This is a genomic window from Meiothermus sp. CFH 77666 (genome assembly GCF_017497985.1).
Taxonomy (GTDB): Bacteria; Deinococcota; Deinococci; order Deinococcales; family Thermaceae; genus Meiothermus.
In genome coordinates this window covers 54,314-67,893 of the sequence record NZ_JAGDFV010000003.1, presented here as the reverse complement: position 1 = coordinate 67,893, position 13,580 = coordinate 54,314, and the positions used below count along the sequence as shown (strand labels likewise).

15 protein-coding genes are annotated in these 13,580 nt (G+C 61.5%); 1 reads left to right on the top strand and 14 read right to left on the bottom strand.

Annotation, left to right across the window (positions count from 1 at the left end; all coding sequences use genetic code 11):
* The first annotated feature begins 8 nt into the window (after window positions 1-8).
* Window positions 9-785, top strand: a complete 777-nt coding sequence (locus tag J3L12_RS02700; protein WP_208013502.1) for an inositol monophosphatase family protein — start codon at window positions 9-11, stop codon at window positions 783-785.
* A 229-nt stretch (window positions 786-1,014) separates the two neighbouring features.
* On the opposite strand, the gene purD is transcribed toward J3L12_RS02700, so the two are convergent.
* The 14 genes from purD to J3L12_RS02630 form a co-directional block, all read right to left on the bottom strand.
* Window positions 1,015-2,268, bottom strand: a complete 1,254-nt coding sequence (purD, locus tag J3L12_RS02695; RefSeq protein ID WP_208013501.1) for a phosphoribosylamine--glycine ligase — start codon at window positions 2,266-2,268, stop codon at window positions 1,015-1,017.
* 155 nt (window positions 2,269-2,423) lie between these two features.
* A complete protein-coding gene (gene purN, locus J3L12_RS02690) occupies window positions 2,424-3,044 on the bottom strand; it encodes a phosphoribosylglycinamide formyltransferase (protein ID WP_208013500.1) in 621 nt (206 codons plus the stop codon).
* Window positions 3,041-3,694: an HAD-IB family phosphatase gene (locus J3L12_RS02685; protein WP_208013499.1), complete on the bottom strand. Its 654-nt coding sequence runs from the start codon at window positions 3,692-3,694 to the stop codon at window positions 3,041-3,043. The genes purN and J3L12_RS02685 overlap by 4 nt, the downstream gene beginning before the upstream one ends.
* Before the next feature lie 22 nt (window positions 3,695-3,716).
* On the bottom strand, window positions 3,717-4,076 hold the full coding sequence (locus J3L12_RS02680; RefSeq protein WP_208013498.1) for a YrdB family protein: 360 nt from the start codon (window positions 4,074-4,076) through the stop codon (window positions 3,717-3,719).
* A 7-nt stretch (window positions 4,077-4,083) separates the two neighbouring features.
* Window positions 4,084-4,518: an SRPBCC family protein gene (locus J3L12_RS02675; protein ID WP_208013497.1), complete on the bottom strand. Its 435-nt coding sequence runs from the start codon at window positions 4,516-4,518 to the stop codon at window positions 4,084-4,086.
* A gap of 83 nt (window positions 4,519-4,601) precedes the next feature.
* The gene (locus J3L12_RS02670) at window positions 4,602-5,210 is read right to left on the bottom strand and encodes a dihydrofolate reductase family protein (RefSeq protein WP_208013496.1); all 609 of its coding nucleotides are present in this window, start codon (window positions 5,208-5,210) and stop codon (window positions 4,602-4,604) included.
* A 223-nt stretch (window positions 5,211-5,433) separates the two neighbouring features.
* Window positions 5,434-5,862, bottom strand: a complete 429-nt coding sequence (locus tag J3L12_RS02665; protein WP_208013495.1) for a hypothetical protein — start codon at window positions 5,860-5,862, stop codon at window positions 5,434-5,436.
* A gap of 257 nt (window positions 5,863-6,119) precedes the next feature.
* A complete protein-coding gene (locus tag J3L12_RS02660; RefSeq protein ID WP_208013494.1) occupies window positions 6,120-7,016 on the bottom strand; it encodes an MBL fold metallo-hydrolase in 897 nt (298 codons plus the stop codon).
* 100 nt (window positions 7,017-7,116) lie between these two features.
* Entirely contained in the window at window positions 7,117-8,514 is a 1,398-nt protein-coding gene (locus tag J3L12_RS02655) for a M20/M25/M40 family metallo-hydrolase (protein WP_347708818.1), read from the bottom strand.
* 61 nt (window positions 8,515-8,575) lie between these two features.
* Complete coding sequence (locus tag J3L12_RS02650) at window positions 8,576-9,034, bottom strand: RES family NAD+ phosphorylase (protein WP_208013493.1); 459 nt, start codon at window positions 9,032-9,034, stop codon at window positions 8,576-8,578.
* Window positions 9,031-9,438 carry an antitoxin Xre/MbcA/ParS toxin-binding domain-containing protein gene (locus tag J3L12_RS02645; protein WP_243454858.1) on the bottom strand — a complete coding sequence of 136 codons (408 nt, stop codon included), beginning with the start codon at window positions 9,436-9,438 and terminating at the stop codon, window positions 9,031-9,033. Before J3L12_RS02645 ends, J3L12_RS02650 begins: the two co-directional genes overlap by 4 nt.
* 52 nt (window positions 9,439-9,490) lie before the next feature.
* The gene (locus J3L12_RS02640) at window positions 9,491-11,110 is read right to left on the bottom strand and encodes a long-chain fatty acid--CoA ligase (protein ID WP_208013492.1); all 1,620 of its coding nucleotides are present in this window, start codon (window positions 11,108-11,110) and stop codon (window positions 9,491-9,493) included.
* A gap of 354 nt (window positions 11,111-11,464) precedes the next feature.
* Entirely contained in the window at window positions 11,465-12,376 is a 912-nt protein-coding gene (locus J3L12_RS02635) for an MBL fold metallo-hydrolase (RefSeq protein ID WP_208013491.1), read from the bottom strand.
* Between the two features lie 397 nt (window positions 12,377-12,773).
* Window positions 12,774-13,472 carry an endonuclease V gene (locus tag J3L12_RS02630; RefSeq protein WP_208013490.1) on the bottom strand — a complete coding sequence of 233 codons (699 nt, stop codon included), beginning with the start codon at window positions 13,470-13,472 and terminating at the stop codon, window positions 12,774-12,776.
* Window positions 13,473-13,580: the final 108 nt, after the last annotated feature.

Below are 13,580 nucleotides of genomic sequence, written 5' to 3'. Positions count from 1 at the left end.
TCTGCCTTATGGACCTGCGTGCGTACCTGCATACCGCCCTCGACGCGGCCTATCTGGCCAAAAGCATCCACCAGTACTACCAGGAAAAAGGTTTTACCCAGAGCACCAAGTCCACCCCCACCGACGTGGTGACCCAGGCCGACCACGAGTCCGAGGCGGCTATCCGAGAACTGATTGCCTCGCGCCACCCCGATCATGTGGTGCTGGGCGAGGAGCAGGGCCAGGACAAGGAAGGGGCCTTTCGCTGGATTGTAGACCCCCTGGACGGCACCGTAAACTATGCCCACGGTTTTCCCTTTTATGCGGTGAGCATTGGCCTTGAAGCCCACGGCGAGGTGGTGCTGGGGGTGATCCTCGACACCGCCCGCAATGAGCTTTTTACCGCCGTTAAGGGCCAGGGCGCTTCTCTGAATGGCCGTCCCATCCGGGTCTCTACACGGGACACCCTGCTGGGCAGTCTGCTGGCTACCGGCTTTCCCTACGACGTCAACAAAGACTCTGAGAACCTGACCTATTTCCAGCGGGCGCTGGGGCAGGGGCTGATGGTTCGCAGGCCCGGTGCGGCGGCCCTCGACCTGGCATATGTGGCGGCGGGCCGCCTGGATGGCTTCTGGGAGGTGAAGCTGAACCCCTGGGATGTGGCAGCCGGCTGGTTGCTGGTGACCGAAGCGGGGGGTCGGGTCTCGGGCTTTGCCGGAGAGGATTACCGGCTCGGCAACCGCTACTTAGTTGCCTCGAACGGCCTGATTCACGACCGGCTGCTCCAGACTATCCTGGGAAAATGAGCTCAAACCCGCCCCCCAATCCAGCCGCAGACCCGGAGGTCTTTCTCGATAAAAGCAAGCGGGCCTGCGGGATGGAGTTGCCCCGCGCGATGTGGGAATGGGAAGTGGGAGGTAGGTAGTGGGTTTCTAACGCCTACCCCCTACCTCCTACGGTATGGAAAGTGTTTTGGCAAGGATTTTTTGCTCGTCCCCAAATCAAAGCGTAAGACAATGGGCTTCAGGACAGGTTCTATGCCATGTTTGTTACGACCTTCCGCCCGATATCGCGCCGGTACAGTGCGTGCTCGAACTTCACCGCCGCCACCCCGGCGTAGGCCCGCTCGAGGGCTTTCTTCAAGTCTTCACCCAGCCCCACCACGCTGAGCACCCGGCCCCCGTGGGTTTGCAGGCCGTCCGGGCCCCGGCGGGTTCCGGCCTGGAAGTAGAGCACCTGCTCGGGGGGCTGCCGCGGGAGGGATAGGGGCAGGCCCTTGTGGGGGTCGTCGGGGTAGCCCGGCGCGGCCATGACCACGCAGGCCGAGGCCAGGGGATGCCAGGTAAGCTCGAGTTCGTGCAACCGTCCCTCCACCACCGCCAGGGCCAGCTCGACCAGGTCGGTCTTCAAGAGGGGCAGAATGGCCTGACACTCGGGGTCGCCAAAACGGGCGTTGAACTCCAGCACCTTGGGCCCCTCGTCGGTGAGCATTAGCCCCGCATAAATCACACCCTTATAGACAATCCCCTCGGCCCGCAGCCCCTCCACCAGCGGCTGTAGCACCCGCTCCACAATTTCGGTCAGGACGCCCGGCGCCAGCGGATAGGGGCAGATGGCGCCCATCCCCCCGGTCATGGGGCCGGTGTCGCCGTCCAGCAGGCGTTTGTGGTCCTGGGAGGGCAGCAGTGGTTTGATGGTTACGCCATCGGTTACGGCCAGCACAGTTACTTCGGGGCCGCTCAGAAACTCCTCAATTACAATCTCGGCCTGTTCAGGCCCCGAGAGGATATTAGCCGCCGCCTGCTTGGCCTGTTGTAAGGTGGTGGCCACCGTCACCCCCTTGCCCGCTGCCAGCCCCGAGTCCTTGACCACAATGGGGGCGCCGGTGGTTTCCAGATAGGAAAGGGCATCCAGCACATCGTGGAAGGTTCTGTGCCTGGCAGTCGGAATCCCAAACCGCGCCATGAGGTCTTTGGCGAACGCCTTAGAACCCTCAATCATGGCCGCTTTTTGCACCGGGCCAAAAATCTTGAGCCCTCTGGCCAAAAAAGCATCGGCAATCCCCTCCACCAGGGGCGCTTCGGGCCCCACCAGGGTCAGCTCGATACCCTCCTGATCGGCCCACTCGGCCAGTTGCTCCACATTGCCGTCCCAGGGAATGCACTCGGCCAGCTCGGCCATGCCGGGGTTGCCCGGCGCGGCAAAGAGCGCCGTTACCAGGGGTGACTGGGCCACCTTCCAGCACATCGCATGTTCGCGTCCACCCGAACCTACTACCAAAACCTTCACGGAGCCAAGAATAACAGGGGCAGGGGAACTGGGGATAGGGGTCTGAACCAGGGCAACCCCCCGGTTCCCATTCATCCTGACCGGTTTCGCTCGCTTTTATGGCTTCCCACGGGTATGACCCAACACACCCGCTTTCCCTTCTGTGTCCGGCTTCTTCACACCTTTCCCTGCAACACCCTCCGCACCGCCTCGGGATAGGCCAGGTGTTCCTGCTCGAGAATACGGGCGGCCAGGGTTTCCTCGGTGTCGCCCGGCAGCACCGGCACGCGTCGCTGCAACACGATGGGGCCGGTGTCCATGCCGGCATCCACAAAATGCACCGTACAGCCCGACTCAGACACCCCGGCCTCCAAAGCCTGGCGCTGAGCGTGTAGCCCTGGGAACTGCGGCAAGAGCGAGGGATGAATGTTGAGGATGCGCCCCTGCCAGGCCTGCACGAACGCAGGTGACAGCAGGCGCATAAAGCCCGCCAGCAGAATCAGGTCTATGCGGTGGTCGTGCAGGAGTTGGCCTGCTACCTGCTCAAACTGCTCGCGCCCGGTCTTGTAGGCCACCCCCTGGTCGCGGCTCCTGGGCCAGGGCACGTATTCGGCCTCGACTTCGGCCTCTACCGCTTTTTGCAGGGCCAGGGCCTCGCGCTTATCGGAGATGACCAGCACAATGCGCCCGAGCGGGTTGTCGTGAGGAAACGCCTTCAGCAAAGCCTCGAGGTTGCTCCCCCGCCCCGAAGCCATCACTGCGATTCGGGCCGGACGCGGCAACGGAAAATAGCTCATCCAACCACCCTCCAGTTGCGCTCTACAGCCAGTTGGCGCAGCCGGGCCTCGGGGTAGACCACTACCGGCTCTTCGGCCAGCTCGAGCATGGGCAGGTCGGGCAGGCTATCGCCGTAGGCCGCAAAAAGGGCCTCGCCCCGCAAGAATGCACGAAGCTGCTCGGCCTTGCGGGCCCCCGAGCGCACCGGCCCCCGCAGTCGCCCGGTAAAGACCCCGCCTTCAATCTCGAGGGGCGTGCCCAGGGCTACCACCCCCTCCCCCATTCGCCTCGCAAACGCCTCCAGGATGGGCTGGAAGGTAGCTGAACACAGCACCAGCCGCCGCCCCTGCTGCTGAATCTTCTGAAGTTCGTCGAGCACTTGGAGCCGCCGCCTGGGCCAGAGTTCGTTGGTCACTACCCACTCGCTTACCGCGTTTAGCTCTTCCTGGCTGAGCCCGGCCAACAGCCCGGCGGCCCCTTCCATGAAGCGATCCTGAAAGGCGCGTTTGTCCCCCAGGCCCAGCCGCGCCGCCACTGCCCCCGGCAGATGCCGATAGAAGAACATGCGGTACTGCCCGGCCCGCCCGTGCGCCTGCATCCAGGCAGCCATACCCCGCCAGGTTTCGCCAGTAGTGAGGGTGCCTTCCAGATCTGCGGCGATGGTGTTCATAAACTCCTGTTCACAAGCAAGGTTACTGTTTCAACAGCCACAGGATGCGGTCAAACGAAAAGATGTAGTGAACAACCACTACAGTGCCAAAAATCCAAGCCAATGTTACAGCCTGTACGCTGTAGAGCGACCATGTAGCCAGAGCAAACAAACCCAGTTCAAAAATCAGGCGAAGAATTCCAGGCACCGCAACAGGTGCCGCTCCTGGGTCACCCGGTACACGAAAGGTAGCCCAGAGAACAGCAGCAACCACAGGAATTCCAAAGGCCAGAAGGGGTCGCAGCCAACCTTCGCTCTTTTGCCAACCCCAAACACCCAAGGCCAGCAAAGCTGCCATCTCGAGCAAAAAACGCAGCGCCAGATTGATAGGATGCGAACCCATAGTGTCTTTAACGCCGCTCAGCTCGAGCTTTGAGCACCTGCAACGAACCCTCGAGCGATTTTTCCAGAAAGTTCCGGTCGAAAATCTTCATGGTTTGGGCCAACCAGCCAGTAAGCGATTCCTCGGTGGCAACACGTACCCCCTCACCCTGGGGCTCAAGCGTCCAAATGTGGACTGCCCTCATTCCTACGGAGTTGCCTGTCCAACCTATGCATCGTCCTTGCTCCAGTGCTTGAACAGTTGACACGATACCCAGCCCCTTGGCTTTCCATCGAAAGACCGCTCCAACAGCAAGCTCCCCCTCGAGTCTGGCCGACGATACATCGGGTTGCCACTGGGGCCAGCGCTCGATATCGGTGAGCAGAGCCCACACTGTTTCGAGCGGTGCACCGATGACAATTTCCTTGCGTGCTTTTAGTGGAGCGCTGTTATCAATATTCATGCTTCCTCTGCTCAACTACACTAACGCAATTCTCCCCACATTGTGTAACAGGGTTCGGTCCTCGAGCCCCACTATCCAGCAAATCAGGATATGAAGGAAACCACGGGTTTCTGGCCCGTGAACTCATATGTAGTCATCACCACGCCGGTACTCGAGACCACACTGCTCACCAGCTTATAGCTCCCCGGCGGCGTCCCCTCGCCAAAAAGCCGCTTACCCCGGCCCAGCACCACCGGAAAGGTCTGCAAAATCAGCCGATCCAGCAGGCCCGCCGCCAGCAGTTGGGGGTAGAGCGTCGAACTCCCCTGCACCAGCAGGTCGGGGCCATTGCTGGCCTTGAGCTCTCGCACCGCCTCCAGGCTGCTCAAACGCTGGCTGTTGTACCAGGGTGGGCTCAGGTCGCGGCTCGAGAGCACCCACTTGGCCGTGGGGTTGAACCGCGCCGCAATGGGGTTGTCCGGGGGCACCTGGGGCCAGTAGGCCGCAAAAATGTCGTAGGTTCTGCGCCCCAGCAACAGCTCGTAGGGCGGCCCCAGCAGGTAGCCCCGCACCATCTCGCGGGTGATATCGTCGGAATGCACCCAAATCCAGCCCCCCAGCCCAAACCCACCACTCGAATCTTCCTCTGGCCCGCCGGGGGCTTGCATCACCCCGTCCAGCGACAGGAAAACGGCTCCGATTATGGTTCGCATCCGTATGCCTTGCCCTGGTAAGTAGAGCGGTGTTGACATAGAGGCCTCCCACGAATACCTGTCCCAGCCGGATTCGGCTGTGACAGGTAAAACACTTGCCGGGAGAGGTAAGTGTTTGTGGGAACCGCTATCAGATGCGAATAGTGGTTGTGTATCTTCCTAAGCAGCAAACCTGCACCATTCCTGGCCCTTGCCACGGCATATCTGGGTATTTTGTCGGGGTTCACATTCCTAGTATGCAGATCCAGTCCTCACTTTCGTAAAAAGAGGTGCAGGCAGTTGCCAACCCCACAAGCATCGTCGAAATTGCCTCCCTGTGCTCCGAAATCTCCTTCTCCATGTCCATTCCGTAAGACAAGTCGAGGTGTAACAACCTCGAGGCTTCATCAGGCCTTACCACGCCGAGTGCGCTGGCTACTCCTTTCCACTCATCAACGATTCTTTGGCCTACCTCCCTTGGAACTTCATTCACCGCAAAGTGGTTGTAAGTGGGAAGGTGTTTCGCTATGATTCCTTCCGCCATTCCGAAGGCATCCTCCCAGACGAAAATAAAACTATCTTGCCAGTGCTTACCGGTGTAGCGTCCGGGGCCAATCTCCATGTAGCCGGTGGACTCGAGCTCGGATGTCCTGCGTCGAATAAGGTAGTCCATTAACACCTCTGGAGTAACCTCTTTATACCAAATCTGCTCAGAAGTGACCCAAAAGCGATATACAAGTCCCTCGGACGCGCCCCCTGGCGCGGCAAGTGAGGGGCGCGTTTAGCGCCGCTCACGCGCAGAGTTGGTATTAGGTTGGCTCACTTGAGCCAGCAGCCCTTGGTTTTGATGGTACCGCAACTCGGACTGGCTTGGCGATAGTGGTCTGGTAACGAAATGAGCATGCTGGCTGTGCCACCAGACCACTAACCCTAGGCCATCACCTCTTCCGGATGATGCTTGTTCCAGTAGCGCACCAGCCCATCCACGCTCATCCAGGAGGGGTCGGCAAACTCGTATTCCTGCACCTCTTCGTCGGAGAGGCCCGCAGCCCGCAGGTTAGCAGCCACGTAGGCTTCAAATTCGGGCACAATCTGCTCGCGGGTTTTGCCGGCCTTGAGGCGCTCTTTCATCCAGTCGGCCCACTCCAGCAGTTTGGCCTCGAGGGCGCTCAGGTGAGGCCCCACGTCCTCGGTCTCGCCAAAGTGGGTCAGGTAGAGCTTGCGAGGGTTCAGGGCGCGGATTTTGGCGAGGGAAGCCAGCCATGTTTCGATGTGAATCTCCGGCGGGGGGCAGGGCGGCAGTACCGGGCCTCGTCCGATCTTCACCCCCGTCACGTCGCCCCCAATCAGCTCATCGCCAATCAAAAAAGCGTGGTGGTGGTAGGCGTGGCCGGGGGTCTCGAGGGCCTGTATGGTCGCCTCGCCGACCTGCACGGTGTCGCCATCCTGCAAAATTTCAATCTGGCCCTCCGGCACGTAGCCCATCTGGCCCCAGAGGGCTTCCATCTGGTCGCCGTAGATGCGCGTGGCCGAGGCCCAGAGCTTGCTGGGGTCTACCAGGTGGGGCGCCCCCTTGGGGTGAACGTAGATGGTAGCCCCCCGCTCGGCCATACGCCAGGCCGCGCCCGCGTGGTCGAGGTGGATGTGGGTCACGAACACATGCCGAACATCGGAGGCCGCGTAGCCCAGCGTATTAAGGCCATCCAGCAGCACCGAGAAGCGCGACTCCGGCCCGGTCTCAAACAGTACCGGCCCCGCCTGGGTTTCCAGCAAAAACGAGGCAATCACCCTGGGAGCCCGGTCGTGCAGGTCAAGGATGTGGATCACAAGCCTATTCTACGCAAGCCCCACATATACCCGCAAAGTTGCGGCGTCAAGGTCGAACATCGGCCCTATCGGCGTTGGGCTTTCAGCCTTCCGCGTTGGGCTAACCCCAAATCCCCGCGAACCCGTCCAGAATCCGGGCGATGTGCCGCGCGGCGTTGTGGAAGTCCTGGAGGCGGATGTTTTCGTTGGGGGCATGGGTACGGTTAGCAATGCCAAAACCCACGCCGGCATCAATCACCGGGATGCCCAGGGGCCTGGCAAAGGCATACACGGGCGAGCTGCCGCCGGTCATGGGGATGAGCTGGTAGGGTTTCTGGTAGACCTCCTCGCCCGCCCTAGCCGCCAGCCGCACCAGGGGGTGGTCGGCCTCCGATTTGGCGGGGAACATGTAGTCGGTATAGGTGATGCGGACATCGGTAAAGCCCTCGGCGTCGAGGTGGGCACGCAGCTTTTTCAGGATGTCGGTGGGGTCCTGGTCGGGCACCAGGCGGAAGTCCAGCTTGGCCGAGGCTTTGGCCGGAATGACGGTCTTGTTGCCGGGGCCCTGGTAGCCGGTGGTAATGCCCTGGATGTTGCAGGTGGGGTTGAAAACGGCCTTTTTGAGCTCGAAGCCGGTGAGCCCCCCCACAAACCCGCGCAGGCCGAAGGTCTCACGCAGGTAGGGTTCGTTGTCGGGCAGGCGGCGGAACAGTTCCAGATCGAGTTCCGAGATGGGCTTTACATCGTCGTAGAAGCCGGGAATCAGAATGTGTTCGTTTTCGTCCTTGAGTGAGGCCAGCACCCGCACCATCCGCCAGGCCGCACTCGGCAGGATGTGGGCGCTGCCGGAGTGGGCATCGCGCGAGAGGGTCTGGACTTCCAGCTCCACCGCCAGAATCCCCCGCCGCCCAAGCGAGGTGCCGGGCCGCTCCTCGAAGTCTATGCCGCCTTCCTCCCAGATGGCTCCATCACATTTGAGCAAGTCCAGGTGGTCTTGCACGAACCGGGCAATGCCGGGGCTGCCGACCTCCTCGTTGCCCTCCACCACAAACAGCACCCCACAGGGCAGCTCGCCTCCATGCGCGGCCCGCACCGCATCCACCGCCGCCACGCGGGCCATGAACTCGCCTTTGTCGTCCTTAGCGCCCCGGGCATAGAGCTTGCCCTCGCGGATTTGCGGCTCGAAAGGGGGCGAGTCCCAGAGCTCCAGGGGCTCAGGGGGCTGCACATCGTAGTGGTTGTAGAAGAGCAGGGTGCGCTCGGATCGGCCCCTGGCCCGGCCCACAATGACCGGGTTGCCGTAGCCCTCGATCTTCCAGGTCTGGAAGCCATGTTGCTGCAAGGTCTGCTCCACCAGGCTGGCACAGACTTCCACGCCCTCGCCCGTGGCCGACACGCTCGGCTGGGCGCAGAGCCGGATGGTTTCCTGCAGGTAGGCCTCGAGGTTTTCTTGCAAGAAGCGGTCTATGGCGCTGGACATGGCTAGAATATACGTCGCAGCAGCGCGAAATGCGAACACAGTGAAAGTCGCTTTTTAGGCGACGGTAGACCCTCGGTGCCTTGCCATCCACTGCCCTCCCCTAATCGAGCAGACGTGGGTCAAGCCAGAGTTCTTGGGGTTCGCCAAACCGTACCTCAGACATGGCCGGATGTCTGGGGTTGAGCAACAAGTTGAACTCGCTGGGAACCACTGCCGAAGGCACTTTGAGCGCCAGCGAACGCAAGCTCTGCGCCCACTCGCTGCCAAGTTGCTGGGTGGATGCTGGATACGGTTCGGGCAGTTGCTGCCAGTCCGGTGGCAACTGCTGCAAAGTTTCGATGTGCCCATCAGGAACCTCGATTTCGATGGATACAAAAGCAGTCAGATAAGCCCGTTCGTTGACGTGTACCAATATTTCCAGGATGCCGGTGGCCAGGCTGCCCGCCACATACACCACCGGCACCCCACTCTGGTTCCAGCGGCCTGGGCTACGGGCTGCTCCCTCGCCAGTGAAGGCTGCATGGGCATACTTGCGCGAGGTGATCCTCCAGGCTTTCATGTAACCAGGCCATCTTCCAAGCGTCCCAGCAGATGCTCGACCGCCCTGAAGCCAGGCTCGGTGTCGAGGTAGCGTAGCGGACTGGCGTTGTGTAAAAACACCTTGGGGCTGCTCATCCAGCTTGCTGCCAGTTTGGTAGAGCCGAAGAGTTCCTCCGCCCGCCGGAGCAGATAAATCACTTTGTACAGACGATTGGACTGCTCCCGGTTCAAGCGCCCCAAACCCTTATAGCGGTGGGCGCTGCTGCGTGGGATACCCGCCGCTTCCAGGATGTCCTGCTGGTTAAGGCCGTATCGCTGGGCAATTTCGCCAATCAGCCGGGCCGGCAAACCCTCCCGCACACTGGCTACGTCGTGGGGAGAAAAATCGAAGCGAAGCTCGAGGGTGGTTCCCATATAGAACATAATAACGTTCTATTTGGGAACAGTCAAAATCGAACCATGACCCAGCAAACCCTCACTGCGAGGCGGCCTGGGCTTTGTATTCTTTGAACTGCTCGCGCAGCCTGGACTTCAGGAACTTTCCGGTGCTGGTGCGGGGAATTTCGTCCACAAACACATAGGCATCGGGCAGCCACCACTTGGCGAACCGGGGCTCGAGGAAGGCCCGCAGCTCTTCGGGAGTGGCGCTGGCCCCCTCCTTCAACACAATGGCGGCCAGGGGGCGTTCATCCCACTTGGGGTCGGGGATAGCGATGACGGCGGCCTCCTTCACCGCCGGGTGGGCCATCAGGGCGTTCTCGAGGTCAATCGAGCTAATCCACTCGCCCCCGGACTTGATCAGGTCTTTGGTGCGGTCGGCGATGCGGATGTAGCCCTCGGGGTCAATGGCCACCACGTCGCCCGTGCGGAACCAGCCGTCCGGGGTCCACTTGTCCGACTCTTCCTCGAGGTTGTAGTAGCTTTGCGCCACCCAGGGTCCGCGCACCTGCAACTCGCCCAGCGACTGCCCATCCCAGGGCACCACCCCCTGCTCGCCCACCGCCCGGATCTCCACCAGGGGGGTGGGCACGCCCTGCTTGGCCCGGTAGCGGTACTCCACTTCGGCATCCCCTCGCAAGTGGCGTTTGAGGCGGCTGGTGGTACCCAGGGGGCTCATCTCGGTCATGCCCCAGGCGTGCAGCACCTTCAAACCAAAGCGGTCGAAGGCCCGAATCATGGCTTCGGGGGCTGCCGAGCCGCCCACCACCATCTCCATGGGCTCCAGCTTCCAGCGCCCCGGCTCCTTTTGCAGCGCCTGCAAGACCCCCAGCCAGATGGTCGGCACGCCGGCGGTTTTGGTGACTTTCTCCGATTCGTACAGATCCAGCAAACTCTCGGCGTCCAGGTGCGGCCCCGGCATCACCAGCTTGCTGCCTGTCATCACCCCGGTAAAGGGCAGCCCCCAGGCCAGCACATGAAACATGGGCACCACCGGCAGCAGCACATCGGTACTGGCCAGGTTCAGCGCATCCGGCAGGGCCGAACCCAGGCTATGCAACACAATCGAGCGGTGCGAGTACACCACCCCCTTGGGCTTTCCGGTGGTACCGGAGGTGTAGCACATCCCGGCAGCCTCGCGCTCGTCGAGGCTGGGGTAGGCAAAACCGGGGTCGCCGGAGGCCAGGAAGTCCTCGTAGCTTTCCAGGCCCTCGGGCACCGGCTGGCCCGAGAGGGGCACCACCAGCACCCGCTCGAGCTTTACCTGCGCCTTGATGGCCTCGTAGAGCTTGAGGAGCACATCGTCCACAATCAGGATTTTGTCCTGGGCGTGGTTGATGATGTAGGCAATATCGGAGGGGTGCAGCCGCAGGTTAAGGGGGTGCAAGACCCCCCCGGCCACCGGGACGCCAAAGTAGGCCTCGAGGTGCGCGTAGGTATTCCAGGAGAGGGTGGCCACCCGATCCCCCTTCTGCAAGCCCGCCTTCTGCAATGCCGAGGCCAGTTGACGCGAGCGCCGGTAAAAATCGCCGTAGGTGTAGCGGTGGAGCGATTTATCGGGCAGCCGGGTCACGATCTCTTCCCTGGGGAACAGACTGCCGGCCCGCTCGAGGAGGTGAACCAGGGTTAGCGGAAAATCCATCATGGTGGACTGCATAGGCTTCTCCTTTGCTTTGACTTTGATGGTACGGCCTGGGTCGTAAGAAAAGTATATCGCGCCCTTCACAGACGTGGCCGCCCATCCAGGCGGCCACTGTTCTGTTCAGGACAAAGCTATCTTGATGTTCGGATAGCTCGAAAATTGTGAAGAGCGCTCAAAAATACTTGCACAGTACGTTGGTCACGGCACCCAACCCGGCATCCATCCGGGTGCTGTGTTTTGAACCGCACCCCTGAGTAGATGGGCTGAGGGATTTGACCCACTCAACACGACGCAGCAAAAGCCCTCCTCGAGGGCTCGAGGAGGGCTTTCAAGGCCAATGCTATCCGCTATGAGCCATCAGCTATCGGCCTAGAAGACAAAAAACGCCGGCACGTACTCGTAGGCGTTGCCCGCCCGGCGCACGTTGCCCACCCCCGGCCAGGCAAAGTGGTAGCCCACCACCGTTATGCGGTCTGCAGCAGCGGCCTGCCACAGCCGCGCCCGGGTGGCCACGGCCTGCTGGGGGTTGGCATCGAAGCCCAGGTAGTGGTCGGGGAAGCGGAAGGAGAGGATGTGATGCCCCCCGGCGTCGCCCAGGTGCCAGAGGGTCTGGTTGCCCGAGCTAATCTGCACGGCCAGGTGGCCCACGGTGTGACCGGCAGTATCCACCGCGGTCAGGCCAGGGGCAATCTGGGCTCCTGGGCGAATCAGGGTAAAGCGGTCGCGCAGAGCCACCAGGTTGGCCGGGGGGGTGGCCTGGGAGAGCCAGAACTGCATCTCGGTTTCGCCGATCAGGTGCCGGGCATTGGGAAAGGTAGGCTGACCGCCCGTGACCAGACCGCCGATATGGTCGCCGTGACCGTGGGTGATGAAGACGGTGTTGATGTCGGCGGGGCGGATGCCTGCATTGGCCATGTTGGCCAGTAGTTGGCCGGCCTGGCCTCGCCCGGTATCAATCAGGATTTTGGCCTGGCCGGTATCTACTACCATGGGGTTGAAGTTATTGATAAAGCGGGTAGGATCCAGGAAGTTTTCCCGCAGGGCAGCCTCGAACTCGGCTTGCTTGCCGGGGGTAGCACCCCAGTTGGGGAAGGCGTTGCCGGGAGGGGTCTGACCATCGCTCAGTACCGTCAGGGTATAGTCCCCCAGCTTGAAGCGATAGAAGCCCGCCCCGTTGGTAGCGGGAGCAGCTTGGGCCATAGCAGGTAGTGTACCGGCTGCAGCAACTGCTCCGGTGGCACCCATCAGCTTGAGGGCTTCTCGACGAGACACTTTACCCATAACAACCTCCTTAGGATTCTCTCACTTTGCTTGACGAAATAAAGTACAAGAAAAACCGTAGTGCAGATGGGCCAGCCAAACATGGTTGCACTTCACATTCCCACTGAACGGTTAGGAGCGTTGGGGTCGAGTGGTGTGAACACAGCACAGTTTTTGGGCCATCCCTGGCGGTTCTGGGAATGTCCAGAACCGTACCTATCGCGCAAGGAGGGGGCTCGAGGGCATTCATACCGGTATGGGTATGAATGTCTATAACATTCTCGCAGGAATCCTGAAAGTCTTTTCGTCTATCCAGTTCACCCTACCCATTCGGCAGTGGGGTATCCCTGCGACCTGTGTATTCAGCCAGCCAGGGGCCGGTATCGAGCAGCACAATATACTCTTCTGCCCAGGGTCGTTATTCGGAGCGGGCGGCACGCCGGGCCGCCCCCGCCTGTATGTGGGCGATGCGAAGGGGTTCCGGCAGGCGGGTTTTCCCCTTCAACGAACGCACCAGGGCCAGGCTTTCTTCCATCCCGACCCGGTGACCCGGCGAGACAAAGAGCGGCTGCACCCCCGTGCGGCTGCGGTAAACCCAGCCGATCTGCACACTGCCATTCATCAGCCTTACCGCCGAACCGGCTTCCGGGGGCAGGTCGCCTTCCGGTCGGCCAAACAGCAGGGTCTTGGCCACCCCAATGGCCGGTAGATCCAGGTGCACCCCCAGGTGGGCCGCAATCCCCAACCCTCTGGGGTGGGCAATCCCCTGTCCATCCACCAGCAACACTTCGGGCGGGCGGGATAGCCCGGCCAGTGCGGCCAGATAGAGCGGGGCTTCACGGAAGGACAAAAAACCGGGCACGTAGGGAAATAGCAGGGCCTCGTCCATTTGCGCCGTGGCGACCTCGAGCACCTCCCCCTTCTGCTGATCCCACAACACCGCCACCGCCACCGAGGGGCCTTTTTGCTTGGAAAAGCGGGTCGGGTGGGAAGCATCCAGAGCAGCGATGTAGCGAGCATCTTCGGGGTTCCCCCCTACGATCACCGCTCCCGCCAGCAACTTTTGCATCGCGGCGGCTTCACGCAGGTCTTTGGGCTGGGGAAAGAGTGTGGGCATTTGCAGTTTTTGGCACTTGCGGGCCTGGCGATCTGAAGCCTGACGTACCCTACGGGTTGCAAAGCCCCATCGCTGGATATGCTACAATCGCCTCTTGGTGTAGGTTCG

Coding starts and splice junctions, on each gene's coding strand:
- J3L12_RS02650 (WP_208013493.1), bottom strand. CDS start 9,034: ATGAAAGCCTGGAGGATCACCTCGCGCAAGTATGCCCATGCAGCCTTC.
- J3L12_RS02665 (WP_208013495.1), bottom strand. CDS start 5,862: ATGGACTACCTTATTCGACGCAGGACATCCGAGCTCGAGTCCACCGGC.
- J3L12_RS02675 (WP_208013497.1), bottom strand. CDS start 4,518: ATGAATATTGATAACAGCGCTCCACTAAAAGCACGCAAGGAAATTGTC.
- J3L12_RS02635 (WP_208013491.1), bottom strand. CDS start 12,376: ATGGGTAAAGTGTCTCGTCGAGAAGCCCTCAAGCTGATGGGTGCCACC.
- J3L12_RS02645 (WP_243454858.1), bottom strand. CDS start 9,438: ATGTTCTATATGGGAACCACCCTCGAGCTTCGCTTCGATTTTTCTCCC.
- J3L12_RS02700 (WP_208013502.1), top strand. CDS start 9: ATGGACCTGCGTGCGTACCTGCATACCGCCCTCGACGCGGCCTATCTG.
- purN (WP_208013500.1), bottom strand. CDS start 3,044: ATGAGCTATTTTCCGTTGCCGCGTCCGGCCCGAATCGCAGTGATGGCT.
- J3L12_RS02685 (WP_208013499.1), bottom strand. CDS start 3,694: ATGAACACCATCGCCGCAGATCTGGAAGGCACCCTCACTACTGGCGAA.
- J3L12_RS02670 (WP_208013496.1), bottom strand. CDS start 5,210: ATGCGAACCATAATCGGAGCCGTTTTCCTGTCGCTGGACGGGGTGATG.
- J3L12_RS02630 (WP_208013490.1), bottom strand. CDS start 13,472: ATGCCCACACTCTTTCCCCAGCCCAAAGACCTGCGTGAAGCCGCCGCG.
- J3L12_RS02680 (WP_208013498.1), bottom strand. CDS start 4,076: ATGGGTTCGCATCCTATCAATCTGGCGCTGCGTTTTTTGCTCGAGATG.
- J3L12_RS02640 (WP_208013492.1), bottom strand. CDS start 11,110: ATGCAGTCCACCATGATGGATTTTCCGCTAACCCTGGTTCACCTCCTC.